25 protein-coding genes, 1 pseudogene and 1 riboswitch are annotated in these 22,999 nt (G+C 29.3%); of the genes and pseudogenes, 10 read left to right on the forward strand and 16 right to left on the reverse strand.

Annotated elements, in window-relative coordinates:
- Positions 1–660, reverse strand: a pseudogene (locus ACTF56_RS11765) (outer membrane protein assembly factor); the annotation flags it as partial.
- A 27-nt stretch (positions 661–687) separates the two neighbouring features.
- Here ACTF56_RS11765 and ACTF56_RS11770 point away from each other — a divergent pair.
- Complete coding sequence (locus ACTF56_RS11770) at positions 688–1,419, forward strand: TrmH family RNA methyltransferase (protein WP_438967104.1); 732 nt, start codon at positions 688–690, stop codon at positions 1,417–1,419.
- Here ACTF56_RS11770 and ACTF56_RS11775 read toward each other — a convergent pair.
- From ACTF56_RS11775 to ACTF56_RS11805, 7 genes are all read right to left on the reverse strand, one after another.
- On the reverse strand, positions 1,416–2,105 hold the full coding sequence (locus tag ACTF56_RS11775; RefSeq protein ID WP_438967105.1) for a porin family protein: 690 nt from the start codon (positions 2,103–2,105) through the stop codon (positions 1,416–1,418). The genes ACTF56_RS11770 and ACTF56_RS11775 overlap by 4 nt on opposite strands.
- 9 nt (positions 2,106–2,114) lie before the next feature.
- Positions 2,115–2,846, reverse strand: coding sequence for a bifunctional demethylmenaquinone methyltransferase/2-methoxy-6-polyprenyl-1,4-benzoquinol methylase UbiE (ubiE, locus tag ACTF56_RS11780; protein WP_438967106.1), 732 nt, complete (start codon positions 2,844–2,846; stop codon positions 2,115–2,117).
- A gap of 53 nt (positions 2,847–2,899) precedes the next feature.
- Positions 2,900–3,385: a dihydrofolate reductase gene (locus tag ACTF56_RS11785; protein WP_438967107.1), complete on the reverse strand. Its 486-nt coding sequence runs from the start codon at positions 3,383–3,385 to the stop codon at positions 2,900–2,902.
- 271 nt (positions 3,386–3,656) lie between these two features.
- Positions 3,657–5,681, reverse strand: a complete 2,025-nt coding sequence (locus ACTF56_RS11790) for an FG-GAP-like repeat-containing protein (RefSeq protein ID WP_438967108.1) — start codon at positions 5,679–5,681, stop codon at positions 3,657–3,659.
- A gap of 10 nt (positions 5,682–5,691) precedes the next feature.
- A complete protein-coding gene (locus ACTF56_RS11795; RefSeq protein ID WP_438967109.1) occupies positions 5,692–6,798 on the reverse strand; it encodes a hypothetical protein in 1,107 nt (368 codons plus the stop codon).
- A gap of 208 nt (positions 6,799–7,006) precedes the next feature.
- Positions 7,007–7,546 carry a YceI family protein gene (locus ACTF56_RS11800; protein WP_438967110.1) on the reverse strand — a complete coding sequence of 180 codons (540 nt, stop codon included), beginning with the start codon at positions 7,544–7,546 and terminating at the stop codon, positions 7,007–7,009.
- Between the two features lie 52 nt (positions 7,547–7,598).
- The gene (locus ACTF56_RS11805) at positions 7,599–7,961 is read right to left on the reverse strand and encodes a hypothetical protein (RefSeq protein ID WP_438967111.1); all 363 of its coding nucleotides are present in this window, start codon (positions 7,959–7,961) and stop codon (positions 7,599–7,601) included.
- Positions 7,962–8,027: 66 nt separating this feature from the next.
- Between ACTF56_RS11805 and ACTF56_RS11810 the strand changes: the two genes are divergently transcribed.
- Genes ACTF56_RS11810 through ACTF56_RS11825 form a run of 4 tightly spaced genes read left to right on the forward strand, consistent with a single transcriptional unit; the run spans position 8,028 to position 10,546 of the window.
- The gene (locus tag ACTF56_RS11810) at positions 8,028–8,414 is read left to right on the forward strand and encodes an OB-fold protein (protein ID WP_438967112.1); all 387 of its coding nucleotides are present in this window, start codon (positions 8,028–8,030) and stop codon (positions 8,412–8,414) included.
- A gap of 4 nt (positions 8,415–8,418) precedes the next feature.
- Positions 8,419–9,261: a DUF5777 family beta-barrel protein gene (locus tag ACTF56_RS11815; protein ID WP_438967113.1), complete on the forward strand. Its 843-nt coding sequence runs from the start codon at positions 8,419–8,421 to the stop codon at positions 9,259–9,261.
- A gap of 10 nt (positions 9,262–9,271) precedes the next feature.
- The gene (locus ACTF56_RS11820; protein WP_438967114.1) at positions 9,272–9,784 is read left to right on the forward strand and encodes an ankyrin repeat domain-containing protein; all 513 of its coding nucleotides are present in this window, start codon (positions 9,272–9,274) and stop codon (positions 9,782–9,784) included.
- 24 nt (positions 9,785–9,808) lie between these two features.
- Entirely contained in the window at positions 9,809–10,546 is a 738-nt protein-coding gene (locus ACTF56_RS11825) for a T9SS type A sorting domain-containing protein (protein ID WP_438967115.1), read from the forward strand.
- A gap of 50 nt (positions 10,547–10,596) precedes the next feature.
- On the opposite strand, the gene ACTF56_RS11830 is transcribed toward ACTF56_RS11825, so the two are convergent.
- From ACTF56_RS11830 to rmuC, 3 genes are read right to left on the reverse strand one after another with little or no spacing between them, the layout of a single operon-like run.
- Positions 10,597–11,142, reverse strand: a complete 546-nt coding sequence (locus ACTF56_RS11830) for an acyl-CoA thioesterase (RefSeq protein ID WP_438967116.1) — start codon at positions 11,140–11,142, stop codon at positions 10,597–10,599.
- Positions 11,143–11,144: 2 nt separating this feature from the next.
- Complete coding sequence (locus ACTF56_RS11835) at positions 11,145–11,519, reverse strand: 6-phosphogluconate dehydrogenase (protein WP_438967117.1); 375 nt, start codon at positions 11,517–11,519, stop codon at positions 11,145–11,147.
- On the reverse strand, positions 11,512–12,900 hold the full coding sequence (rmuC, locus tag ACTF56_RS11840; RefSeq protein WP_438967118.1) for a DNA recombination protein RmuC: 1,389 nt from the start codon (positions 12,898–12,900) through the stop codon (positions 11,512–11,514). The genes ACTF56_RS11835 and rmuC overlap by 8 nt, the downstream gene beginning before the upstream one ends.
- A gap of 83 nt (positions 12,901–12,983) precedes the next feature.
- Here rmuC and ACTF56_RS11845 point away from each other — a divergent pair, with 83 nt between their 5' ends.
- On the forward strand, positions 12,984–13,550 hold the full coding sequence (locus ACTF56_RS11845) for a pseudouridine synthase (protein WP_438967119.1): 567 nt from the start codon (positions 12,984–12,986) through the stop codon (positions 13,548–13,550).
- Here ACTF56_RS11845 and ACTF56_RS11850 read toward each other — a convergent pair.
- From ACTF56_RS11850 to ACTF56_RS11865, 4 genes are all read right to left on the reverse strand, one after another.
- Entirely contained in the window at positions 13,547–14,308 is a 762-nt protein-coding gene (locus tag ACTF56_RS11850; RefSeq protein WP_438967120.1) for a dienelactone hydrolase family protein, read from the reverse strand. The two genes, ACTF56_RS11845 and ACTF56_RS11850, sit on opposite strands and share 4 nt — an antisense overlap.
- A 74-nt stretch (positions 14,309–14,382) precedes the next feature.
- Entirely contained in the window at positions 14,383–15,162 is a 780-nt protein-coding gene (locus ACTF56_RS11855; protein ID WP_438967121.1) for an ABC transporter ATP-binding protein, read from the reverse strand.
- Between the two features lie 5 nt (positions 15,163–15,167).
- Complete coding sequence (locus ACTF56_RS11860) at positions 15,168–16,136, reverse strand: iron chelate uptake ABC transporter family permease subunit (protein WP_438967122.1); 969 nt, start codon at positions 16,134–16,136, stop codon at positions 15,168–15,170.
- A gap of 118 nt (positions 16,137–16,254) precedes the next feature.
- The gene (locus tag ACTF56_RS11865) at positions 16,255–17,406 is read right to left on the reverse strand and encodes an ABC transporter substrate-binding protein (protein WP_438967123.1); all 1,152 of its coding nucleotides are present in this window, start codon (positions 17,404–17,406) and stop codon (positions 16,255–16,257) included.
- Between the two features lie 210 nt (positions 17,407–17,616).
- Positions 17,617–17,969, forward strand: a riboswitch (cobalamin riboswitch).
- Positions 17,970–18,046: 77 nt separating this feature from the next.
- Here ACTF56_RS11865 and ACTF56_RS11870 point away from each other — a divergent pair.
- Complete coding sequence (locus tag ACTF56_RS11870) at positions 18,047–19,987, forward strand: TonB-dependent receptor plug domain-containing protein (RefSeq protein WP_438967124.1); 1,941 nt, start codon at positions 18,047–18,049, stop codon at positions 19,985–19,987.
- A 35-nt stretch (positions 19,988–20,022) separates the two neighbouring features.
- Here ACTF56_RS11870 and ACTF56_RS11875 read toward each other — a convergent pair whose 3' ends face one another.
- Positions 20,023–21,459, reverse strand: a complete 1,437-nt coding sequence (locus ACTF56_RS11875) for a S41 family peptidase (RefSeq protein WP_438967125.1) — start codon at positions 21,457–21,459, stop codon at positions 20,023–20,025.
- A 156-nt stretch (positions 21,460–21,615) separates the two neighbouring features.
- Between ACTF56_RS11875 and ACTF56_RS11880 the strand changes: the two genes are divergently transcribed.
- Genes ACTF56_RS11880 through ACTF56_RS11890 form a run of 3 tightly spaced genes read left to right on the forward strand, consistent with a single transcriptional unit; the run spans position 21,616 to position 22,928 of the window.
- Entirely contained in the window at positions 21,616–21,870 is a 255-nt protein-coding gene (locus ACTF56_RS11880) for a hypothetical protein (protein WP_438967126.1), read from the forward strand.
- Positions 21,870–22,397, forward strand: a complete 528-nt coding sequence (locus ACTF56_RS11885) for a DUF4252 domain-containing protein (RefSeq protein WP_438967127.1) — start codon at positions 21,870–21,872, stop codon at positions 22,395–22,397. The genes ACTF56_RS11880 and ACTF56_RS11885 overlap by 1 nt, the downstream gene beginning before the upstream one ends.
- A complete protein-coding gene (locus ACTF56_RS11890) occupies positions 22,398–22,928 on the forward strand; it encodes a DUF4252 domain-containing protein (protein WP_438967128.1) in 531 nt (176 codons plus the stop codon).
- The last annotated feature ends 71 nt before the right edge of the window (positions 22,929–22,999 follow it).

Genomic DNA, 22,999 nt, shown 5'->3' on the forward strand with positions numbered 1-22,999 from the left:
ATATTGATCGTTATTTTGTAATAAAGAGCCTTTTTTTATGTTTTGATACATGCTATCAATCGATTTTGTGTAAATGATTGATTTTAAAGAATCAATAACATAAGGTTGATTTTTTTCTACTGAATAAGTGACTTTGCCGAGTTTTTTTCCTGTAGTATCTAATTTATGAGAGACTTCGCTATCCAAAAAACCAATACTTTTGTAATAAGAATTTAGTCGAATTTTTGATTTTGATATTTTTGCCGTATCAATAATAACAGGTGATTCTCCAATTCTTTTAAAAAAATTACTGTATCCAGAAACTAAAAATGATTCTCCTAAACGATCTACTTGTTTTTTGGATAATAATTGGATTAAATTTTCTTCTCTTTTGGGTTTTTTGTGCAACCAAGCGGTGTAAGAAGAATCGGCATTTCTTTTACTTAAATGATATAAATACAATCTAATTGGAATTTTACCTACTCTCGAATTGGGTTTTTGATAAAGTAAATTTTGAATATTTTCGTCAGTAACTTTTTCATTATCAACCAAAATATCGTTTTTTACCAACAATAACTTGTTGTCAGGAACTCTTTTTACAGGAGAACATGAATAAATAATTGTGCCTAATACAATTAATAATACTATTTTTGGTAAACTAAATTTCAAGAGATTCTTCATATAATTGCATCAAAAATACAGTTTTTTATGATTAGTAAAAATCAAATCAAAATAATAAATAGTCTTCAACAAAAAAAGTATCGAAAAATACACCAACAATTTTTTGCAGAAGGTAAAAAAGTGATTCAAGAATTACTGAATTCAAATTTTGAATTGATTGAATTATTCACAACTCAAGAATCATTCCCAAATGTGCCAAAAAGTCAAATAAACACTATTTTTGAAGCAGATTTAAAAAAAATTAGTGCATTAGTAACACCCAACGAAAGTTTAGCTATTTTTAAAATTCCGAACGAAAATAAATTAAAAACTGATAACGGATTAACCATTGCTTTAGATGATATTCGTGATCCAGGAAATATGGGAACAATTATTCGCTTAGCCGATTGGTTTGGAGTTTTACAAATAGTTTGTTCCAATGAAACTGTGGATGTTTATAATCCGAAAGTAGTGCAATCAACAATGGGTTCTTTGGCAAGAGTTAATGTAGTTTATTTAAATTTGAACGATTATTTAAAAACTTGTAACCTTCCAGTTTATGGTACTTTGTTAGAAGGTGAAAATATTTATTCTGAAAAATTAAATCGTAATGCTGTTGTAGTTTTGGGTAATGAATCTAATGGAATTAGTGCAACTATTCAAGAATTAATTACTCAAAAAATAACTATTCCAAGATTTGGAACACTACAAGAAACAGAAAGTTTAAATGTGGCTACTGCAACTGCCATAGTTTTGAGCGAATTTTGCAGAAATAATTAATGAAAAGCAAAGTTTAAGAAAACACCTCTTGTTCTCATGTTATCAATATTACTCGTCCATTGACTGTTTGGGTCAACATCTCTAACCAATTCGTCATTAATACTAAAAACGCCTCTCACTGAAGGTGAAAATATAAAATATTCTAAAAACAAATCAATACCAAATCCCATTTCATAATTGGTAGTCCATTTTGTAGTTCTAAAAACGCCATTTAAATTATCGTCTGGAGAATTTTCAAACCCACTAAGATTCAATGATCTAGAAACACCACCAATTAAATAAGGTTTTACATTTCCAAATCGTTTAGAGGAGAATTTTACCAATAATGGAAAATTGATGTAAGTTGATTTAACTTCTCTAAATCGATCCGATAAATCAGCAATGTCAGGATAAGTTAAGTTTCTTTCTGTGTAATATAAACCTGGTTCAAAACGCAAATCTATATGTTCGTGCAACCTTAAATTGCCAATAATTCCTACATTAAAACCTGTTGTATTTGTAACAATTAAATCGTTCGTAACGGTTTTATAGTCAAACTTAAAATCATAAAAATTGAAACCAAGAAAAAAGCCAAAATGTACTCTTTTCTTCTGAAAATTTTCCAAATTAATGATGGGATCTTTTCCAAATTGTGCTTGGCTAGTGAAACAAAATAGAGCAAAAAATAAAACAAAAAATTTCTTCATATCAATAATTTACTGCTTTGAAGCATGATAAATAGTTGCAACACCAAATGTTTGAGGCAAATGCTTTACATCTATAAACCCAATTTTTCTTAAAATATTGTTTAAGGCTTCACCAAAAGGAAAATTATTGGCAGATTCAGACAAATATTTGTAAGCGGTTTGGTCTTTTGAAAATAATTTCCCAACCAAAGGTAAAATATATTTTGAATGAATGGCATATCCTTGTTTAAATGGAAATTTAGTTGGAACAGAAGTTTCTAAAATCACAAAAATACCGTTAGGTTTCAATACTCTATGAATTTCCGACAAACCTTTTTCTAAAGTTTCAAAATTTCTTACTCCAAAAGCTACAGTAATGGCATCAAAATAATGATCAGGATAAGGAATATTTTCACTATCACCTAAAACCATTTGTATTTTAGCATCTAATTTTTTTTCGGCAATTTTTTGTTTTCCAACTTCAAGCATTCCTGCAGAAATATCTAAACCTATGATTTCTTCAGCGGTAGTATTGGTCATTAAAATGGCCAAATCTCCAGTACCAGTAGCAATATCTAAAACTGTTTTTGGGTTTTTGTCAGATACTAATTTTAAAACTTTTTTACGCCATTTCACATCAATTCCAAAAGAAATTACACGATTTAATCCGTCATAATTTCCTGAAATAGTGTCAAACATTTGAGCCACTTGTTCTTTTTTACCTAATTCAGAATCTTTGTATGGTTTTATATTTTCTGCCATTGTTTTTTTATTGGAATGCAAAAATACAATTTATAAATAGATTATTCGATTTATCATCTCTTAACATAAGTTAAAAAAGTAAAATCATAGGCATGCTTTTCGTCTTTCGCATGAAATTCGGATTGAACCACTTCCCAAATTTTTTCATCAATTTCAGGAAAAAACGTGTCAGCTTCAACAGATGTATGAACTCTTGTAAGCTCTATTTTGTCTGCTATATTAATTGATTGTTTGTAAATTTGTCCACCACCAATTATAAAAACATCTTCATTTTCTGGAGCAGTTGCAATGGCATCATTTAACGTGTTTACCACAATGCATCCTTCTGGTACTTTATAGTTTGTTTGCTTGGTAATAATTACATGTGTTCTGTTAGGTAATGGTTTTGGAAAACTTTCAAAAGTCTTTCTACCCATAATTATATAATGATTGGATGTTAAGGATTTAAACCGTTTAAAATCGTCTGGTAAATGCCAAACCAAGTCATTATCTTTACCTAAAGCGTTGTTTTCTGCAGCAGCAGCAATTAGTATTAACATGGCGTTTTTTTTACGAAATTAAGCATTTTATCCTTTTAAATAAAAGTATTAACAAGATAAAATTTCAATGTAATAGCAATCCGTTCGATGCAATTCACTAAATTATATTAATTTGAAAATTTCAATTTTAAATTGTGCCAATTAAAAAAAATAATTGTGTTTCTAAGCTTGTCGAAGAACTAAATAAAAGCATTTCGAAAGCCTTAATTTGACAGATTGCAATAAATGGCAGTAAAATAATAATTACACCCGACCAACAGGTTAATAATATTTATTTTTTTATAAATTTTTCAGAATATTTTTTCCCATCTATAGTATCAATAGTTAACAAATATAAACCTGGATTTAAATTTTCTACTGAAATAGTGTCTTCAATAGAAGAAATAGATTTAATTAATTTACCATGGATGGAATAAATTTCAATTTTATTAATTTCATCTATTGGGAAGTTTGAAATTGTTATATAATTTTCTGTAGGGTTTGGATATAATATAATATTGTTAAGTTCGTTATTTAAAATATTTAAAGGGCTTGATCCTTCTGTAATTGTAATAGACATATTGCTTGAAGGATTATTAATAACATCTACAATACCTGATGGCCAACGAATAATTAATTGGTTAATTAAAGTTTCATTTCCTATACCAAAATGAGCATTTAGTGTGCTTTGATGACTAAAACCATGACCGCTTCTTATTTCTCTTATTTGTTTTCCCCAATTGCCATAAATTTCTACTCTAGCACCAATTCCATTTTTATTGCTAGTTACTCCTTCTAAATTTACTTTTATCCAGTTATTGTTGTTAGGAACATTAAAGTACACTTTGTTTGCAAATTGAATATCCAAAAAGCCGTCATTATTTAAATCGCCAATTCCACCTTCACTAAAAGATAAATCATAACCTGTAAAAGTTAAATCCCCATTATTTAAGTAAATTTCTTTTCCATTTTGCCATATAAAATCTACCCATCCATCATTATTAAAATCTGCTGTTTGTATTTCCCAAGAACCTATTTGAGGGTCTATTCCTGTAGTTGCATAAATATCGGTAAAGGTGCCATCGTTATTGTTTCTGTAAAATTTATTAGTATCCGATATATTAGATAAAATAAAATCCATATCACCATCATTATCAAAATCTTCAATTGCTGTAGACCATGATTGGGAACCGTCATTCACCCCTGCCAGAGCTCCTGATTCTGTAAAAGTTCCATTACCGTTGTTTTTATACAATAAATTTATTCTTTGAGGATCTCCTACTGGTGCTCCACCTCGACATTTAGCTAGATACATATCCATATCGCCATCATTGTCATAATCTGTCCACATGGACTGATAATTTCCACCAACTGCTAAAGTTGGCATTAAGGAAATATCAAAATTTAAGTTTCCTAATCCGTCATTTCTATATGCGTGACTTTGAGCTACATCATGACAAGCCCATAAATCTAAATGCCCATCATTATTAATGTCAATGAAGTTGGTTCTTTGAGTAAAAATATTTTGAGGATAAGATACTTCAGTGTATAAAGTCCCGTTTGAATTTGCTTTTATTACTGTTAATCTACTGCCACTTCCAAATACTAAATCATTAAATCCATTTTTGTCGTAATCACCAGCGGTAATGCTCCAACTAGGATTTGCTGATAAATTTGGAAGTGCAAAAGTTGTTGAAATAAATCCACCCGTTGTTTGCTGAGTTAAAATTGTCATTGCATTTGTGCCAACTGTAACAATGTCGTCAAGATAATCTCCGTTCATATCTGCAACACAACAAATTGTGGAGCTTGAGGAAATGGTAGTGTTAGTAAAACTAATAGGAGGAGCAACAAAAGGTGTTTCAGATAATAAAAAATCAAATCCTAAAGAACTCCATCTATTGTCAAAAGCAATATAATATGTTGATCCAGCAGTAGCATTAAATGTTATTGTAGATAAATAAGAATTTGTATTCCCGCTATTGCATTGTATTATTCCAGAATCATCATCGCCTGCAATACAAGTTAGATTTCCACATAATCCAGAATAAATATGTAACCTAGTGTCTTTACAAATATTTATAGCAAGATCGGTAGTTACAGTAACTGTGTAATTTTGAGTTGGAATGTATTTATACCATTCTCCAGCTGTTGGATTTCCGCCATTAATACAATCAGGTGTTGGTATTTGTGTTCCATCAACTGCTAAAACCGTATAAGTTCCTGGTCCTATACTCAAGGCTGTTTCACAAGTGTCTTGAGCAATTGTATTTTGTATTGTACTGATTAACAATAATAATAAGGTAATTTTTTTCATTGTTTTAATTTTAATGACAATTGTCAGGTAACGAATTAATCCAGTCGGTTATTAATTGTACTCCTTCAGTATGAATTAATGTTCGACCTATAATGGGCATCATTAAATCTTCTTGGTCTGTTTCTATTCTTTTAATCATTTCAGAATGACTAGCATTACTTCCATTAATTACAAATGGGCCATTTTCAACATAAAATAACGGAACCATACAAACTCCATAAGTATTTAGATTTGTATTGCTGTAATTTAATCTCATGTTAACATAGTCGCAATGTCCTCCTGTTCTATGACAATGTGCACAATTAATATCTATGTAAGATTTAGCTCTTTGTTCTAAAGTTTTGCTTGTGTCTAACCAATTCACAGTGGAATAAATATTTGTTGTTACATCATTCCCTAAATAACCAACACTTTTCCATTTTTCAATTTGGTTTTGAATTCCTGTATCGTAATTGTAATTGGTATTTAGATTCTGTGGTTTAGGTCCTATAGGAATAGTCATTTCCCCACCAGTTGTTTGGTTTGGGTTTATTTTATGACAAGTAATACATTCCGTTTGAGATGGTATTTTATAAGTTGTTGTTTTTGTTATTCCATTTTCTTTCCATTCGATTGGAACAAACACTCCCTGTTCCACGGTATCTAAATTAGCTTCGGATTGTTCATCATTCCAAATATAATCATAGGCATTCCATCCGTCAGTCTTTCTAATTAATAAACGAGTTTCAATTATCTTTCTGGTATTATTTGGCTGAACATTGTCATAATAAAATGTTTTTATTAGCACACTTCCTACAGGAAATTCAAAAACATTATCATCACCGTTATAAGTAGCTTGAGTGTTTTTAGGAAGCCATACAAAACGCATTTTATGGGCATAGTCAGAAAATAAAGAAGAAGCAGGTTCATAAGGCAAAACACCAATTGCAGGGATATGATTTTTTAAATCGTCTTTAAAAAAATGATAGTCAGATAATTTTGCATAAGGAACAAGTTCTAAATTTACAGAAACTGTAGTTTCAGGTATTGAAACATAACCTTCCTCTTTAGAACAAGATATTAAATAGATTAGTACAAAAATAAGTGGAATTAATAAAAAAATGTATTTCTTTTTCACGATTTAAATATCTTTTAATCAAACAAATATATTTTTTTTAAATAAAAAAACCAAATTTATTATTCATTGTAGTGTGTTTGTTTGATTAAAAAAAACATAAAATAATTTATTTTAACAGTTAAATAAACTATAAGTAATGTTATATTATTTGCTTCATATTTTTTGCCAATTAGTATAAAATTATCCAAATGCTAAAAATAAATCGCAATTAATTTAAATCAAAATTAAAGTTTACTTTAACATCTTTAGTTAGTTTTTTACTTACTACACTCGGAATTTCAATATCGAAATCATCGGTATTTAGGATAAAATCAGAAACCATACTTATGTTCTCTCCTGTCTTTTTTATTTTTGATTTGATGGAAATTTCTTTCGATTTTCCGTGCATTTCTAATTTACCTTTAACAGTATACTCTTTTGCAGTTGCTGTTAATTTGCTGTAATCAAAATTTTCAATTTTCCCTTTAAAAGTTGCTTTAGGATATTTATTACTTTCAACATAGTTTTCATTAAAATGTTCTTCCATTAGTGCAATTTTAAATCTAAAGCCTTTCATAAGTGCTAATGTTGCAATTTCACCATTGGTGGTATTGATGATGCAGGTAACCGCTTCGTTTTTTGCTTTAACTTCTTCAAAGGAAGGTACAGAAGCTTCAAAAGTTATAGTTCCCTTTTTGGTGATTTTTTTTTCTTCAACAGTACTAAAACTTAACAAGATCAGTACTAAAAACGCAGTGTATTTTTTCATTTTCATTTTTTTTTAAGATTAATGAGTTCATAGATTAGGACTCAAGCAATAACTATTCCAATAATCCATCAGTTTGCCATTGGCTTACTAAATCTATAGTTTGCTGAGGCATTCTACCAGTAGTTGGCATTAATTGTGGATCACCTGAAGTTCTGGAAATTCTATTAATTAATCCATTGTTTAGTACAGCTTGTCTAACTTGACTGTAATTAGTTAAAGATAATCCCGCGTTTGGATTGGTTGTTCCGTGGCAACTTACACAGTTATTATCTATTATGGGTTTAATGTTTTCTGTGTACCTAGCAAGAACAACATCATTGTTAGGAATGATTAAATCGTCTTCTGAATTGTTAGTACACGAGTAGCTTCCAATTACAAGTAGTACAACCAAAGTTGTAAATTTTAATGTTTTCATAGTTTTCATAAATTTTTTCTATAAAATTAGAAATTTTTTTATAGTTTTGGAAGAAAAAGAAAAAAAATGAAAAAAAAAATTGCATTTGCTCTAGCAATAATCGTAGTTGTATTGATTGTGGGTTACAAATATCTGTATCAATCTCATAGAAATATAGAAGAAGAAAAGGCATCGTTTAGTTTAACTACTTCAAAACTTATAAGTGATTTTTCTGAAGATGAAACTTTAGCAAACCAAAACTATTTGGACAAAACCATTCAAATTAAAGGGGTTCTAACTTCATACAATCAAGAAGAAAATTCAATTACAGTTGACGAAAAATTATTTGGCTTATTGTCAAACCAATTTTCTGGAATCAACGTAAATGATTCTATTGAGTTTAAAGGAAGATTTCTGGGATATGATGAACTTCTGGAAGAAGTAAAAATGGATCAAATAACTATAATTAAATAAAAAAATGAAAAAATTAATTTTTCTATTATTATGTTCGGCATCACTATTTGCACAAGACGATTTATTAAATGAAATTGACAATGGAGAAGAGGATAAGTCAATTCAGTCAAGTTTTAAATCTTTAAAAATTGTAAATTTAGAATCAACAAAATTAGCTGCTAAAGGAGATTTGTATTTTGTCGTTTCGCACAGATTTGATTATTTAAAAAATGGTTTTGATGATTTTTTTGGATTAGATAATGCTAATACAAGATTGCAATTTATCTATGGATTAAATGAATGGTTAACAGTTCATGCCTCTAGAAGTGGTTTCAATAAATCGTATGATTTTGCTGCTAAATACAAACTAGCCAGTCAAAAAAAAGACGGTTTTCCTTTTGAAATTGTTGGGTTTTCAAGTGTTGCAATAAATACAGCTTTAGATAAAGATTTATTGCCATTATTGGAATTTTCAGATAGAATTGGTTATGTAAATCAACTGTTAGTTTCAAGAAAATTTAATGACAAATTGAGTTTGGAATTAGCACCAACTTATTTTCATGAAAATTATGTACCTAATAATGAGCAAGAAAACAGTCAGTACGCAATGGGTTTTGGTGGAAGATATAAATTAACATCGCGTTGGTCTTTTAATGTAGATTATGTTGCTCATTTAAACAGAGCTGATAATTCTAACTTAACAAATCCATTATCTATTGGATTCGATTTAGAAACTGGCGGTCACGTTTTTCAAATGCATTTTACCAATTCACAAGCCATGCATGAAGTGGGCTATTTAGGAAGTACAAGTGGAAAGTGGAATGATGGACAAATTGCTTTTGGATTCAATTTAGTACGAGTTTTTTAAACAACTGATTATGAGGTTTAAAACTGCTTTTATTTTACTATTTTTGAGCTTTGCTGCTTTTTCACAGAAAAGTGTTTTTGATATTGCAAGAACAGGATCACTTGATGAAATTAAAATCCTCTTTGAGGAAAACCCAAAAGCAGTAAACGAAGTGAATGAAAATGGTTATTCGACACTAATTTTAGCTACCTACAGATCAAATAATGATGTTGCTAAGTATTTAATAGAGGTTATTGATGATATAGATTATACTTGTTCTTTAGGTTCTGCTTTAATGGCAGCTACTTATAAATCGAATACTGAAATTGTTGAAAGTTTACTAATAAAAGGAGCTAATCCTGATAAAGTAGACGAAAATGGTCAAACGGCTTTAATGTTGGCTTCACAGTTTGGAAACAAGGATATTGTTTCTTTACTTTTAGAACATAAAGCTGATAAAACAATTTTAAATAAAGAAGGAAAATCAGCTTTTGAGTTTGCTGTTTTTTCTGGAAATAATGAAATAATTGAATTGCTTAAATAAGAAATAAATAAAAACCAATAAACTATGAAAAGAAGATTACTATTAACATTTGCATTAGCCGCTATTTCATTGGGAGTGAATGCACAAACAGCATCAACCACTACTACATTGGGTAGTACTGGAATGACTGCAAAAATTGAAACATCAGCAACACAGGTTACTTTAACATTAACTGGACCAAGCAATAGATGGCTAGCCATTGGTTTTGGAGGTTCACAAATGAGTTCAGCGACTGATATGTTTATTTGGAATGCTACTGCAAATAGAGATTACACACCAAGTGGTGGTTACAGTGCTCCTTCTCCAGATGCAGCTCAAAGTTGGACAGTAACTTCTGATAATGTATCAGGAACCACTAGAACTGTTATAGCTACAAGAGCTTTAGTTTCATCAGGAGATTTTACCTTTACTAATACAGCAACTAGTATTCCTGTGATTTTTGCTTTAGGTTCTTCATCAACAATTTCGAACCATAGTAATAGAGGTGCAACAACAATTTCTAGAACTTTAGCAAATGATGAATTTACACTTGAAAAATCATCTATTTTTCCAAATCCATCTAATGGGGCTTTTACAATTGCAACAACTACATCATTAACTAATGTAGCGGTTTATACTTTAACAGGAAGTTTTGTAAAAAATATTGAAATTAAAGATGCAGAAATAAATGAAGTATCTGTTGATGGATTGTCATCAGGAATTTATTTGTTAGAGCTTTCAAATGAAACTGAAAAAGTTTGGAAAAAAGTGGTTGTCGAATAATTCTCAACACAATATAAATATAATAGGAACTAAATTTTTAGTTCCTTTTTTTATAAATTGATTATGACATTATAATTGGATAAATTTTCAATTGCTTTTTCAGAGGTATGATCAAATTTTTCTTCCATAATTTTGTTTTTCTTTTTGTGGTCAATTCTAATGATACAATCGTAAAAACGTCTCACTTCTTCCGACTTAGATAATATTAAACTAGGAACTTTTGTGTTATTTCCGTTTTCATCTTTGGCAACCATTGTAAAATAACTCGAATTACAATGCTTAATTTTTCCAGTCTGAATGTTTTCTGAAACTACTCTTATGCCAATCACCATAGAACTATTTCCTACATAATTTACAGAAGCTTTCAAAGTAAGTAATTCGCCAATTTCAACTGGATTTAAAAAATCTACAGTATCTACAGAGGCTGTAACACAATATAATCCAGAGTATTTTGAAGCACTCGCAAAAGCAATTTGATCCATCAGTTGTAATAAATAGCCGCCATGAATTTTTCCACTAAAGTTGGAATGTGATGGCAACATTAATTCGGTAAATGTAATTTTAGATGCTTCAACAGTATTCGTTCTTTCAATCATAATTAGTTATTAAAATGAGGAGATTTTTCAGGATATACATTGGTAATAAAATAACGAGTATCACCCCACCAAAAAAAAGTTTTATAGCGCTCTACATAATCTACTTTTACGTATTGGCCTTGAAGTTCTTTTAATTTTTCAATGGCTTCAGGATTATTATCCAAAACTGAAAATTGAAATATTTGTGCTCCAGAAATTCCTTGACTTATTTCACCTTCCCACGTTTTTACAACATATCCTTTATGGCTAATTTTTATCAGTTCACCTGAACGAACTCCTTCACTGTAGGGTACGTAATATATAAAAGTAAAATATCCAGCAATAAATAGGGTCATAAAAAGAAGACTGTAAATAATAATTTTTTTGAATTTATTCATGATTTTCATTAATTTTAGTAGATTTATTTTCAGAATTTTCAGAACGTTTTAAGATGCTTTCTGGTAACGACTTTTTGGCTTTTGCACCCATTTTTTTCAATTTTTCTACACTTGTAACTAAATTACCTTTTCCTTCAACCAGCTTATTCATAGCGTTGCCATATTCTGATTTGGCTTCATCCATTTTTTTGCCAATTTTAACTAAATCGTTTACAAATCCCTCAAATTTATCATACAAAGCACCCGCTTGTCTGGCAATTTCTAAGGCATTTTCTTGCTGTTTTTGGTTTGTCCACATACTGTCAATAGTTCGTAGTGTTGCCAATAGCGTGGTAGGTGTTACAATTACAATATTTTTTTCAAAAGCTTTATTATACAATGAATTATCACTATTAATAGCTAGCGCAAATGCAGGTTCAATTGGTATAAAAAGCAACACAAAATCAGGACTTTCCATTTGATAAATGTCTTGATAATTTTTAGCACTCAGTTGTTCTACGTGTCTTTTTATAGAAAGCGTGTGTTCCTTTAGAAAAAGTTCTTTCTCCTTTTCATTTTCTTCATTTACAAAGCGTTCATAGGCTGTTAATGAAACCTTTGAATCTACCACCATTTTCTTTCCGTCAGGCAAGTTTATGATCACATCAGGAAGAATTCTTGTTCCTTCTTCATTAGTAAAACTTTGTTGCACTTCATATTCTCTACCTTTCTCTAAACCTGATTTTTCTAGTACACGTTCCAAAACCAATTCACCCCAATTTCCTTGCATTTTACTGTCCCCTTTTAAAGCTTTGGTAAGGTTAATAGTTTCTTTGCTCATTTGTTCATTCATTTCACGTAAGCCAACAATTTGCTGGCGTAAAGCAGCATGATAATCGATACTTTCTTTGTGCGTGTCTTCTACTTTTTTCTCAAACAACTGAATTTTATCTTGCAATGGAGAAAGTATATTTTTCATATTCTCTTTATTTTGCTCCGTAAATTTGTTGGTTTTTTCGTCAAGAATTTTATTAGCTAAATTTTCAAATTCTTTGGTAAATTTTTCTTGAAGTTGATTCACTTCTTCTTTTTGTTCTTTATTGCGTTCTAATAAATTATCAAAATCTACTTCTTTTTTAGATAATTGAATGGCCAATACTTCTTTTTCAGTTCGAATAATTTCTTTTTCATTATTAGATTGAAACAATGCTTTTTCAAATTGATTTTTATCGGAAACCAATTGGTTTTTTAATTGTTCTATTTGACCATTTAAGCCATTAACTTTTTCCTCTAAACCTGATTTTTCAGATTGAGACTGCGCTTTAAAAAGTAGTTTTCCAATAAATATACCTATAACTAAGGCTATAATGAAAGTGATGATAAGTAAAATTGATGCTGACATTTGTATTTAAACATTTTTGTAAAAATAAGCATTAAATTGAAACTTACGATTTGTAAAATGTATTTTTGTACAAATTAAAAACAATGCATCATCATTATAAAATTAATAAACCTTACGGATTCTTGTCGCAATTTATCTACGAACAAAAAAGAAAGAAAAAACTTTTAGGAGAATTATTTGATTTTGCAGAAGGAACAATGGCAATTGGACGCTTAGATGAAGATTCAGAAGGTTTACTTTTATTAACTACTGATGGAAAAATTAGCGAACAAGTCAGAAGCAAAAAAGTTGAAAAAGAATACTATGCCCAGGTTGATGGACTCATTACTCTGGAAGCCATAGAATTGTTGAAAAATGGAGTAACAATTGGTTTTGATGGTCAAAAATACACCACAAAAAAATGCAATTCTTTTCTAGTTACCGATGTTCCAGATTTTGGACAAAGAGCTAAAAAAATTAGAGATGAACGTCATGGACCTACAAGCTGGGTTTCTATAACATTGACAGAAGGTAAATTTAGACAAGTTAGAAAAATGACAGCAGCAGTTGGTTTTCCTACATTACGACTAGTTCGTGTTAGAATAGGCTCTATTTATTTAGATGATTTGAAAGCCGGTGAAGTTGTTGAACTAAAATCTGTAAACGTTTAAAATAATTCTACAAAAAAATCTTTCATAGCTTGCCAACTTCTTTCTGCAGCGAGTTGATTGTATGCAGCTCCTTTACTATTGTCCGAACCTGCATCTTTATGTGTAAAAGCATGTACAGCATTTGCATAATAATTCATTTGCCAATCTGCTTTAGCAGTTCTCATCTCATCTTGAAATTTACTAACTTCTACAGTTGGAACATAAGGATCGTCTGCACCATGCAATACTAAAACTTTTGCTGATATTGGAGTTGTTTCTCTGTTAGCATCTTTACCCAAACCACCATGAAACGACACTACACCTTTTACTTTTAAATTTCCTCTTGCAGCTTCAATAGCTCCTGTTCCACCAAAACAATAACCAATTACAGCAATTTCTTCTTCATTAGCGCCTGCTTTTACCAATTCATTTATAGCTAATTGTATTCTTTTTTGGTATTCTAAAGGGTTGCTTTTATAATATCCTGCTAATTTTCCTGCTTCGGCAGTGCTTTCTGGTTTGTTTCCAACACCATAAATATCTGCAACCATAGCATAATATCCTAAATCTGCTAAATCTTGTGCACTTTCTTTTGAATGATCATCAATTCCCATCCAAGCATGAATAACAATTACTCCAGCTTTTTTGGAATGAGGAGCTTTAGGAGTTGCAACAAAGCCTTCTAGTTTTTGATTATCATCTGTATAATCAACATTTTTTAATTGAGCATAAGAAAACATTCCGACAAATAATGTAAATAGTATAATTGTTTTTTTCATGACTTTTATTTTTTCGAATTTACAAAATATTTAGTCAAACAAAACTTAAAATTGGTTTTAAATTGGTTATAATTTTATTTTACAACAAACTTTCCAAAGTTGGCATCAAAATCAAGATGCTCATTATTAAAAAGGGTTTTAAAAACGCCTTGTTCAATAAGCTTACAAGGTTCTTCTTGAACTGTTTTTTCGGAATTCATTACAATGATTTCATCACTTAATTGTATGGCTAAATCAATATCATGAGTAGAGTACAAAATGGTTTTTTGAGTTTGATGAGCTAATTTTTGAAGTAATTTTAGAATGGTAACCTTATTCACTAAATCTAAATGAGTAGTCGGTTCATCTAAAATAATTAGAGATGTGTCTTGAGCCAAAGCTCTAGCAATTAATGTTTTTTGCATTTGACCATCACTAATTTCATGATGTTTTTTGTGTTGAAATGCTTCAATAGCTGTCAGTTTTATGGCTTCGTCTATTTTTATTTTGTCTTTATCTGACAATTTTCCAAGCCAATTGGTGTAAGGTTGTCTTCCTAAAGCGATTATTTCGTAAACAGACAAATTACTTGGAGGTAAATGTTCTGTTAAAACGACACTTAATTCTTTGGCTAAATTTTGAGAATTATAGTCATTTAAATCTTTATCATTTAGAAAAACTGTTCCATTTATAGGAGCAATCAGTTTAGTAATTGTTTTTAAAAGTGTAGATTTTCCAATGCCATTAGAGCCAATTAAAGCAATAAGTTTACCTTTTTCTAAGTTGATTGAAATGGATTTTGCTACAACTGTTTCATTAGATTTATTTTTATATCCAATGCTTAAGTTTTTGGTATGTAGTGTTTTGTGAGTCATTTTTGTTAATTAAAATTTCTTTTTCTAATTAAAAGCCAAACAACTATTGGTGCACCAATCATTGAAGTTACAGCATTTATGGGTAATGTTAAATCACTTCCTGGCATTTGAGCTATGATATCACAAAAAAGCATAATTATTCCACCTACTAAAAGGGTACTCCAAAATAAAATAAAATGATTACTGGTTTGAAAAATTAGTTTGGCAATGTGCGGAACGGCTAAACCTATAAAAGCAATAGGTCCAACATAGGCCGTAATACTACCAGCTAAAATACTTGTGGCAATGATAATAATTAAACGCGTTTTTTTAAAATTGATACCTAAACTTTTTGCGTATTTTTCTCCTAATAACAAAGCATCTAATGGTTTTATTACTGTGAAACTAAGGAAGAGCCCAAGACATGTTAAAAGTACTAAAAACGAAACCTCATTCCAACTTAAATTGGCTAAACTTCCTAAAGACCAAAAAGTGAATTTTTGCAATTGTTCGGCAGTACTAAAATAGGAAAATACAGATACTATTGCACTAGTAAAACTTCCAAACATTAATCCTACAATTAAGATTGACATGGTATCTTTTAGTTTTTTAGAAACCAATAAAACCGCAAATAAAACTAATGCACTTCCTGAAAATGATGCAATAACAATTCCGTAAGAGGAAAGAAAAATAGTAGAAAGAAAATGTGGTAAAAATGAAGCCCCTAAAAACACAAACGCTACTCCTAAACTTGCTCCAGAACTTAAACCCAATACATAAGGGCCAGCCAAAGGATTTCTGAATAATGTTTGCATCATTAATCCACTTATTGATAATGCAAAACCAACAAAAATAGCTGTAATTGCTTTTGGTAACCGAAAGTTGTAAAGAATTATTTCCCAACTTTCTTTTTCCATTTTTTGATTTAGAATTCCTTTTGAAATTTCTTGAAAAGGAATGGAAATTGAACCCAAAGAAATATTTACAAAGAACATTAAAATTAATGTAAAAAGTAAAATGAGAAATAAAAAATAATGTTTCTTTTGAATAAACATTCCTATTAATTCGGGTTAGAAAAGTTCAAAGATACTATAAAGAAATGGAAACTTAAATTTATTGCAACTGTTCAAAAAAAGAAAATTCATAATCGCTTAAAAGTTCTGGATGTAGTATTTTAACCAAATCTTTTAAAACCAAATCAGGGCGATTTGGAGCCAATTCATAATAAATGACACCACCTGTTCTTCCCTTTTTAGTACTAAAAGAATAGACTTTTTTATTTTTTACAGCTTTAAAAAATGAATAATTTGAATTTTCATTTAAAATTTCTTTTAATGACGTAAATTGACCTGGTCCAATCCAAAAATCGGCATCTTTAGCTTTATCTAAAACACTTTCAAAGGATAAGGATAAGCTGCCAGTGCCTTTAGTATCTTTCCATAAATAATTTCCGTTGGCTTCTTTTAAAAACAAGGCCGCCCAACTGTTGCCTTGAGGCAAAACCCATTGGTCTTGATAAATAGAACCTGCCAAAATACTTGGTTTTGAATTTGCTTTTTGTACTAAACTTAGTGTTGCTAAATACTCTTTTTCAATAGTTTCAAAAAGGGAATTGGCTTGTTCTTTTTTGTCGAATAAAATTCCGAAAAATTTAATCCATTCGGCTTTTCCTAAAGGAGTTTTTTCAGTCCAATCGGAATTAAAAATAACTTTTTGGCCACTTTTTTCTAAATTTTTATAACTTTTACTTTCACTATCTACATTATAACCTACAATTACATCAGGATTTAAGTCTAATATTACTTCAGTATTTAATTCTTGATTGCTTCCAATTTCTCTAATTTTTCCATTGTCAATTAAGGTTCTGGTTTTTTCTGAAGAAATATATTGAGTGGAAGGAAAAGCGATTAATTTATCCTCAACCCCTAACATTTCAAGTGAAGGAATATGCGTGGTAGAAGAAACAATTATTTTTTGAACAGGAATTTGAATAGAAGTAAATTGCTTTAAACTATCTGGAATTGCTTTGTTTTTTTTATGTAAAACATAAGTGTACACTTCGTTAGATTCAGGATAAGTGTTTTTTACTTTTAAAATCGAAAAATCATCATAACTCACAATCGAAAATCCTGCTGCGTATTGAATCTCATTATTGTTTACAGTTGATGCAGCTCTATTTTTTGGGTTTCTACAGTTACCAAAAAGGATTAAAATTAAAAAGAGAAAAGATAATTTTTTAAAGTGAAGCATTGTTTTTTTTGACAAAAATAGTGTTTTATTTTAATACATATTTCATGTAACTAATGCTACAAATGCTTTTTTAATTTTTCGTTACTTTTACAATATAATGAGAAATTCAAACACCTTTATATATTTCATAGGTGGAGTAGTACTGCTTCACTTTTTAATTGGTTTTATTTGGTTGATATATAAATTGAATAAAAAGAAATAGTTAATTTGTTATAAAAATTAATATCTTCGCACACGAAAATAGGTTGTTGTTTCTGTTTACGCAAAACAACATTAAAAGGGAATCGAGTGAAGATGAACGATTAACGAATTTTGATAAAACATTTTTGATTTTAGAATGAATTAACTTCAAAAATAAGCAATCAACTTTCAAAATCTACAATCAAATTCTTGAGCTGTACCCGCAACTGTAAGCTATTAAGCTTGTTATTATCTACAATGTCACTGTTTGACAATTTAGAATTTAGAATTCAGAATTTAGATTATTTCTAACTTTTAATTGCTACTTTCTAACTTTAAAATGGGAAGGCCAATAACAAGACGCAAGCCAGGAGACCTGCCTTTTTCATTAGTAACAAACTTTCGGGAAAAAAGGTTTGAGTATGGGTAATTCTATGCTTTTCTTCCAGATTTTTAAAATCTAAAAAAAACAAAGATGAACAAAAAAGTTTTTCGTCTTGGTTGTTTTATGGTATTGTGTTCTTTTGCTTCTTTAGCTCAAGAAAAAGACTCTGTACAAATCAACCAACTTAATGAAATTGTGGTATCTGACACCAAATTTGCACAAAGCAAAGAAAAATCAGGAAAGATTATTGAAGTTATTTCTTCAAATGAATTATCTCAAAAATTAGGACAAAGTTTAGCAGATGTTCTTAATCAGGTTGCTGGTGTTGAGATTAATGGAAATCAATCATTTAATGGTAAAAATTTAAGTTATTACATTCGTGGCGGCAGAAACAGACAAGTTGTAATTTATATTGATGGAGTACCAGTTACAGATGCATCAGGAATTGGAATTGAGTATGATTTACGACTTTTACCAGTAGATCAAGTAGCTAAAATTGAAATTATGAAAGGTGCTTCAAGTAGTTTGTATGGAACTGGTGCAGCTACTGGTGTTATTAATATTACATTAAAAAAAGCTTCCGACAAATCGATTTCTGGAAATGCTTTTATGAATTTTGGAACGCAAAATACTTCTGAAACCAACAAAACATCGGCACAAGATTTTAATCAAGGATTTTCTGTGAATGGCACTTTGAAAAAGTTTAATTATCTGACTAGTGTAAATCATACCAACACTAACGGGATTTCTGAAGCTGAAGGCGTAAATTTTGAAGAAGATACTTTTCAAAGAATAAATGTTTTGCAAAAGTTTGGGATAAAAATCAACCCTAAATTACAATTTGATTTTTTTGGGAATTATGATAAGATAAAAGTTTCGTTTGATAATTCTTATGGAGGACCAAATTCTAGCTCTGACGATTTGTTTAATAACTCTAACAGTGAACAATTTAGGTTCGGGTTTTTGCCAAAGTACAAGTACAAGTCTGGTGAATTTAATTTGAACAGTAGTTTTACATCAATTGAAAGAACTATTAATTTATTCAGTTCGTTCACAAATACAATTGATGTTTACAATTATGCTTCACAAAATATTAATGTGGATGCATTTAATAAACATTTGTTTTCAAAAGAGTTTTATTTGGTTTTAGGAACACAGTTTCAATATTTTGACATGTTTCAAGAAGACCAATACACCTTAATCGAAAAAGATTTTGCAAAATTTAATACGATTGATCCTTATGCAACTTTGGTGTATAATTCAAATTTTGGTTTAAATATAAATGCAGGAACTCGATTAAATAATCATTCGATTTATGGTTCTCAATGGGTTTATAACATCAATCCAAGTTATAATATTTCAGACAACTTAAAAGTTTTATCCTCTTATAGCACTGCTTTTATAACGCCAAGTTTATATCAATTATATTCGCCCTATGGAAATTTAGCTTTAACTCCAGAAGAAAATATCACTTTAGAAACAGGTTTTGAAGTTTCTTTTTTGGATAAAAAAATTCAGTTAAGTACAGTTGGTTTTTACAGAAATGAAACAAATTCAATTGGGTTTTTCTATAATCCGGTTACTTTTATTTCCAATTATATAAATATAGATGGTACATATAACGCAAAAGGTATTGAAGCAGTTGCAAGCTATTTTCCTACCAGTAAATTGTCGTTAAGTGTAAATTATACTTTTACCGAAACCGAAGAAGCTTTAAATAGATTAATTCCAAAGCACAAAGCAAATGTCAATTTAAATTATGATTTTACTAAAAAAACCAGTCTTAATGTAGCGTTTCAGCATGTGAGTTCACGAAATGATGCTTATTTTGACAATGTAACTTTTAATTCAGAAAGTATCATTTTAGATGGTTATTCTTTATTAAATTCTAATTTGCGACATGAATTGTTAAAAGACAGATTGCAAATTTTTACAGCTGTGACAAATCTATTAAATGAAAATTTTCAAGAAAGTATTGGTTATACAGCAAGAGGAAGAAATTTTAAATTAGGTTTTAATTTCCTGTTTTAATTAAAAAAAGGCTTCCATTTGGAAGCCTTTTTTTGTTATTTGTTTATCTCAATTGGATTGTTTTCTAGATACATTCCCTTTTCTATTTTACTACTAGATTTTGAATCTGTGAAATAATTTGTAGTTTCAAATGAAGTTGAGCTTGATGATAATCTGCCATTAGAATTTATATAACTTAATGCTGCAGCTAATAAAGTTTCATTACTATCACCTAATACTCCCAAATTTCCTAAATCTTCACTTGCGGTAACTGTTGGAAAAATTCCACCGCTATAATCTCCAAAATTATTTTTATTTAAAATTTTAAGAACAATAGGTTGCATAGCATATTTATGAATTGGATTCAAATTCGATTTTTGAAATGTTGGAGAATCATAAATAGTAATAGAACCTACATTTTTTCCTGTAGTAATTCCTCCAATTTTTCTAACGTTGATGTAAGGAGTTAATCCGTTCAAAATCAATTCACTTGCAGAAGCTGTTGCTTTTGTAGTAATAACAAACACTTGTGATAAATTTAAACTATTTATTGCATTTCCATTAGATAAAGTATTGGTAAAACGATTGATAAACACTTCAGGATTATTTTGATAAAGAGCTTCTATTTTGGTGTTCCATTGTTGTTTTGCAAAAATATCATTATTAAATTGTCCTGTAATCATGCTTGCTAATTCGGTAGCTACTTGAACAGAACCACCAGAATTATAACGTAAATCCAAAACTAAATGCGTAATATTTTCAGCTTGAAAGTAAGCAAAAGCCTCATTAAGCTCGTTTTTATAATTGGAATAAAATCCATTATAGAGCAAATAGCCTACTTTTTTACCGTTCAAAATATGTGTATTTTTGATGAATACAGGATTTTCAGAGTATTCAGTTTTTGTTAATGTTACCGATTGACCATTTGGTGTAATGTTTCCATTATCATAATCAGCAAAGTTTAAAGTGTAGGTTTCGTTGGCTAAAAGTGAACTGAAATTTGAGGTTGTTAAGGGTGTATTATTTACTGCATAAAAAATAAAACCTCTTGAAACAGGTTTGTTAGAAGCGTCAGAATTAGGTAAAATATAGCGAACCAAACCAAAAAGTTCTTCGCTACCTGTGGTTTTTCTTCTCAATTCATAATCAACACCGTTGTTTTTATTGCTTCCGCTTAATAAACTCTCTAAAACGTCATAGTCATTAAAAATCACACTAAAACGATCCACATTATCTTCTCTTTTTAAATCATAGAAAAGAGCTTCAGGTGATGAATAGCTATCTAAAAATTCATCATAAATTGCTAATGAAGGAAATCTCGTGTCATATAAATCAGGAACAGATTCTTGATAAAAATAATATTGATTCAATCCACTCCAAACAAAATCTTTTGCAGATCTATAATTTAAAACATCATCATAATCATCGGAACAATTTTGAAAAGTTACTAAAAATAAGATTGAAATTAGGACTAATTTATATTTCAATTTCATGGCAAGTTTTTTTAATTTTAAAAGTAAAGATACGAATTTGTAACAAAAAACAGATTTATTCGTCTATATTTTAAACAACTTTATTATATTTTTATGATTATTGTTTTAATACATTTAAAAAACCTGTATCCATTAAAAAAAGCCATAACTTAGCCTATGAAAAATTCAAAAAAAAGTTATTATTTATCTTTTGCCTTTTTATTGATTTTCTTGTTAGTTTGCTTGAGTTTTTTTTTAAAACAACAGGAAAATAATAACTTAGGAACATTTAAAAGTCCGGAAGAAGCATTTATAGAAACTCACAAAGCTTTGTCATTAGTTTCAGAAGAAATTAATTTTGGCATGGAAAATGTAATCTACATTGATGAATACAATAAAACAAAAAAATTAATTTTTAAAATCCAGAAATAATGAAAAAAAACATACTTATTACGTTACTTTTAATTTTGCCAATAGTTAGCTTTGGTCAAAATACTTTTGACAAATTTGAAGATAATGACGATATAACTTCTGTAATAGTCACAGAAAAAATGTTTGATTTAATGAGTAAAGTTAAAGTTGATCCTAAAGATAAGGATATGCAACAATATCTAAACTTATTAAAAAAATTGGATAACTTAAAAGTATTTACAACTAGTAAGTCATCTATAGCTTCAGAAATGAAAACAGCAGTTGGTACTTATTTAAAAGCCAATCCTTTAGACGAATTAATGCGTGTTAATAGTGATGGCAAGAATGTTACTATAAATGTTAAAACACTTGAAAACAGCACTTTAGTAAAAGAATTATTGATGTTTATTGAAAGTGATAAAAAAGACGTTCCAACGGTAATTTTATCATTAAAAGGCGAATTTAATTTAGAAGAATTGACGTCATTAACAGATCGAATGAATTTACCTGGAAAAGCAGAATTAGAAAAAGCTTCAAAACAAAAATAAATGAAAAAGCTATTAAGTTTGTTGTTTATTGCTTCTGTTTTGTTTAGTTGTACTAATAAGCCAACAATTCAGCAGTATTTTGTGGATAATTCAGATGCCTTTGATTTTACAAGTTTAGATTTAGGTTCGGAAATTATTAATACTGAAAAATTGAGTTTAACTTTAGAAGATAAAACTGCTTTGAAATCATTTGAAAAAATTAACGTTTTGGCATTCAAAAAAAATGACACAAACACTGTAAAATATTTAAATGAAATTAAAAAAGTTAGAATTATTTTAAAAGATTCAACTTCATACAAAAGATTGCTAAAAGTGGGTTCAGGTAAAGAAGGTGCTTCTGTTTATTTTGTTGGTGATGAAAATAATATTAATGAGTACATAGTTTTTGCCAATAAAAAGGAAAGTGGATTTGCAATTTTGAGGGTTTTAGGTAACGACATGAATCCTACAAATATGATGAAAATTTTAAATTTATTACAGCAATCAAAAATGGATGTTGAACCATTTGAACCTTTAAATGTGATTATATGAGTTGTCCTAAAAAAGGTTGACTCGTTAATAATTCAAATATAGTTAAATCGTAACAGAATTAATTCTGTTAC

It is taken from the genome of Flavobacterium sp. (assembly GCF_965657075.1).
GTDB lineage: Bacteria > Bacteroidota > Bacteroidia > Flavobacteriales > Flavobacteriaceae > Flavobacterium.

Coding starts and splice junctions, on each gene's coding strand:
- ACTF56_RS11770 (WP_438967104.1), top strand. CDS start 688: ATGATTAGTAAAAATCAAATCAAAATAATAAATAGTCTTCAACAAAAA.
- ACTF56_RS11775 (WP_438967105.1), bottom strand. CDS start 2,105: ATGAAGAAATTTTTTGTTTTATTTTTTGCTCTATTTTGTTTCACTAGC.
- ubiE (WP_438967106.1), bottom strand. CDS start 2,846: ATGGCAGAAAATATAAAACCATACAAAGATTCTGAATTAGGTAAAAAA.
- ACTF56_RS11785 (WP_438967107.1), bottom strand. CDS start 3,385: ATGTTAATACTAATTGCTGCTGCTGCAGAAAACAACGCTTTAGGTAAA.
- ACTF56_RS11790 (WP_438967108.1), bottom strand. CDS start 5,681: ATGAAAAAAATTACCTTATTATTATTGTTAATCAGTACAATACAAAAT.
- ACTF56_RS11800 (WP_438967110.1), bottom strand. CDS start 7,546: ATGAAAAAATACACTGCGTTTTTAGTACTGATCTTGTTAAGTTTTAGT.
- ACTF56_RS11805 (WP_438967111.1), bottom strand. CDS start 7,961: ATGAAAACATTAAAATTTACAACTTTGGTTGTACTACTTGTAATTGGA.
- ACTF56_RS11810 (WP_438967112.1), top strand. CDS start 8,028: ATGAAAAAAAAAATTGCATTTGCTCTAGCAATAATCGTAGTTGTATTG.
- ACTF56_RS11815 (WP_438967113.1), top strand. CDS start 8,419: ATGAAAAAATTAATTTTTCTATTATTATGTTCGGCATCACTATTTGCA.
- ACTF56_RS11820 (WP_438967114.1), top strand. CDS start 9,272: ATGAGGTTTAAAACTGCTTTTATTTTACTATTTTTGAGCTTTGCTGCT.
- ACTF56_RS11825 (WP_438967115.1), top strand. CDS start 9,809: ATGAAAAGAAGATTACTATTAACATTTGCATTAGCCGCTATTTCATTG.
- ACTF56_RS11830 (WP_438967116.1), bottom strand. CDS start 11,142: ATGATTGAAAGAACGAATACTGTTGAAGCATCTAAAATTACATTTACC.
- ACTF56_RS11835 (WP_438967117.1), bottom strand. CDS start 11,519: ATGAATAAATTCAAAAAAATTATTATTTACAGTCTTCTTTTTATGACC.
- rmuC (WP_438967118.1), bottom strand. CDS start 12,900: ATGTCAGCATCAATTTTACTTATCATCACTTTCATTATAGCCTTAGTT.
- ACTF56_RS11845 (WP_438967119.1), top strand. CDS start 12,984: ATGCATCATCATTATAAAATTAATAAACCTTACGGATTCTTGTCGCAA.
- ACTF56_RS11850 (WP_438967120.1), bottom strand. CDS start 14,308: ATGAAAAAAACAATTATACTATTTACATTATTTGTCGGAATGTTTTCT.
- ACTF56_RS11855 (WP_438967121.1), bottom strand. CDS start 15,162: ATGACTCACAAAACACTACATACCAAAAACTTAAGCATTGGATATAAA.
- ACTF56_RS11860 (WP_438967122.1), bottom strand. CDS start 16,136: ATGTTCTTTGTAAATATTTCTTTGGGTTCAATTTCCATTCCTTTTCAA.
- ACTF56_RS11870 (WP_438967124.1), top strand. CDS start 18,047: ATGAACAAAAAAGTTTTTCGTCTTGGTTGTTTTATGGTATTGTGTTCT.
- ACTF56_RS11875 (WP_438967125.1), bottom strand. CDS start 21,459: ATGAAATTGAAATATAAATTAGTCCTAATTTCAATCTTATTTTTAGTA.
- ACTF56_RS11880 (WP_438967126.1), top strand. CDS start 21,616: ATGAAAAATTCAAAAAAAAGTTATTATTTATCTTTTGCCTTTTTATTG.
- ACTF56_RS11885 (WP_438967127.1), top strand. CDS start 21,870: ATGAAAAAAAACATACTTATTACGTTACTTTTAATTTTGCCAATAGTT.
- ACTF56_RS11890 (WP_438967128.1), top strand. CDS start 22,398: ATGAAAAAGCTATTAAGTTTGTTGTTTATTGCTTCTGTTTTGTTTAGT.